The organism is Aquiflexum sp., assembly GCF_041749095.1.
Lineage (GTDB): Bacteria > Bacteroidota > Bacteroidia > Cytophagales > Cyclobacteriaceae > Aquiflexum.
Genome location: NZ_JBGTCA010000591.1, coordinates 1 through 2443, shown reverse-complemented (window position 1 = coordinate 2443; position 2443 = coordinate 1). Strand labels below are relative to the sequence as shown.

The window sequence follows — 2443 nt, the reverse complement described above, 5'->3', positions numbered from 1 at the left end:
TGATCAAAGCAGCCGGAGGAGACTTTATCACTCCAATTGCAGGGATGTTTGCCTTTTCATTGGCATTTGCGATACCATTTACTTTGTTTGCCATATTCCCTGAGTGGCTGAATTCCCTTCCTAAATCAGGTGGTTGGCTGAATTCGGTAAAAGTGGTTTTGGGTTTTCTCGAACTGGCTTTGGCTTTCAAATTCCTCTCTGTTGCAGATCAGGTTTACCATTGGGGATTGTTGGACAGGGATATTTACATCGCGATATGGATAGTGATATTCTTCTTGTTGGGGCTCTACTTGTTGGGTAAGATCCGAACCAAACATGACACGCCTTTGGATTATATCAGTGTCCCCAGGTTGATGTTGGCCATCTCCACTTTTGTATTTGTGGTATATCTGATTCCCGGACTTTGGGGAGCGCCATTGAAGGCCTTGAGTGGTTATTTACCACCTATGGCAACCCATGACTTTAATGTGATGGAAAATCTTGGAACGGCGTCCAATGAAAATAAATTGGATGATATTCCAAAATATGCGGATTTCCTTCATTTCCCACATGGTATTCAGGGATACTTCGATTACGATCAGGCATTGGCAGCAGCTAAAAGATCAGGAAAACCGCTTTTTATTGATTTCACAGGACATGGTTGTGTCAACTGCCGGGAGATGGAAGCTCGTGTATGGTCCGATCCACTTGTTTTGGAAAGACTGAAAAATGACTTTGTGATGGTTGCCCTCTATATTGATGAGCGATATGAGTTGCCCGAGTCGGAATGGTTTGTGTCAGAATATGATGGCAAGGAGAAGAAAACCATTGGGAAACAAAATGCGGACTTCCAGATCACCAGATTCAACAACAATGCTCAGCCATATTATGTGATTTTGGATCATAATGAGGAATTGCTGATCAAACCGAAGTCCTATGACAGCAATATACAGAATTTTGTGAATTTTCTGGAAGAGGCAAAAAGTGAGTTTGGAAGAAGGTAAAATTAAATCGGATTTCAGATCAAGCCTACTTAGTCATGTTTGGGAATTGGCTAAAACATGCCAGGTTTTTTAACCTTTAAACTGTTAATCCTTTGCATTTGCAGCATATAAACCTGGCAGGGTTCTTCATTCAATACTTAATTTGACAAAGAAGTGTTAAATCAAATTTATCCCTCAAGTTTAGTTGGATTGCTTTTCCCATTTTCAAAAACCACTCTTGTTTTTGGAAGACTTTCCGGGTAATTTTTCTGAATAAATTCAATCATTTTTTCTCTAATATGAACCCTAAGGTCCCAAGTTGTAGGCGAGTTCTTAGCGCTAACCAGAATTCTTAATTCCATGGTGGTCTCTTTGGAATCAGTAACCTGAAGCACATTTACTTTTTTGTCCCAAAGTGGAGTGTCATTCAATAACCGGGTGAGTTCATCCCTTAAGGCCTGTATGGAAATTGTATAATCCGTGTATAAGAAAATAGACCCAATGATATCAGCGGATGTTCGTGTCCAGTTTTGGAATGGCTTTTCCAAAAAGTAGGTAGTGGGCAAAACCAACCTCCTTTTATCCCAAATCCTGACCACAACAAAGGTTAAAGTGATTTCCTCTATCCAACCCCATTCATTTTCAACCAACACTGCATCATCAATTCTAAATGGTTGGGTAATTGCAATCTGTATCCCGGCCAACAAAGTTCCGACTGCTTTTTGGGCAGAAAATCCAATTATTATTCCAGCCACTCCAGCCGAGGCAAACAGACCTATACCTACTTTTCTGATACTCTCAAAAGAAAGTAGAACCATCCCGACCCCAAATAAAACAATCACAAAAATGACCACTCTTGTCAAAATGTTAATCTGAGTATATACTTTTCGTGAAGCCAGATTATCTTCTTCTTCTATATCATATCTCTTTAAGTAGGTAGCTTTTAAGGTCTTAATTAATTGAATTAAGAACCATGTAAAACTAATTATTACAAGAATAGAACTGTATTTGTATAGTATTGACAATGATCTATTTGATATATCGAAAAAGTAAGTAATCGTAGGCTTCACAAGGATAAATATGATCGTAACTATGGCGCTCAGAACAAGTTTGTAATGTTTCATCTTGATTTTTTTTAAGTCTTGGTGGGGAAGGAAATTTTGGGTCAGAAATACAATGGTACCGGACCAATCAGTATTCCAAAGCATTTTCACCAAAACTTATGCTACCTCCAAAAAAACAGCAAAAGTCTCAACTTTCACTGATGAATATAATAATTGAATATGAAGAATGAAAAAAATATTCCAAATAGCGCCTATTGACCTGGTTTGGCTTTATGTTCAGCTTTTCCGCAATGCCTTCAGTAGGTACATATGATTCTTGGCGCGGTGGAAATTTTGCTCTTCGTAGTGGATGGTATAATATATATTGCCGTTTAGATAATCGGCCAGAAACCGGAAGCCCATGATACATGTCATCAT

The 2443-nt window shown here is 38.6% G+C and carries 2 protein-coding genes; one reads left to right on the top strand and one right to left on the bottom strand.

The genetic code is table 11. The annotated features are described in order from the left end of the window. The coding region (locus ACEW8O_RS26515; RefSeq protein WP_373497647.1) for a protein-disulfide reductase DsbD family protein at positions 1 to 983 on the top strand (983 nt) is incomplete at its 5' end. 167 nt (positions 984 to 1150) lie between these two features. Here ACEW8O_RS26515 and ACEW8O_RS26510 read toward each other — a convergent pair. Next, on the bottom strand, positions 1151 to 2086 hold the full coding sequence (locus ACEW8O_RS26510; protein ID WP_373497646.1) for a mechanosensitive ion channel family protein: 936 nt from the start codon (positions 2084 to 2086) through the stop codon (positions 1151 to 1153). Between the last annotated feature and the right edge of the window lie 357 nt (positions 2087 to 2443).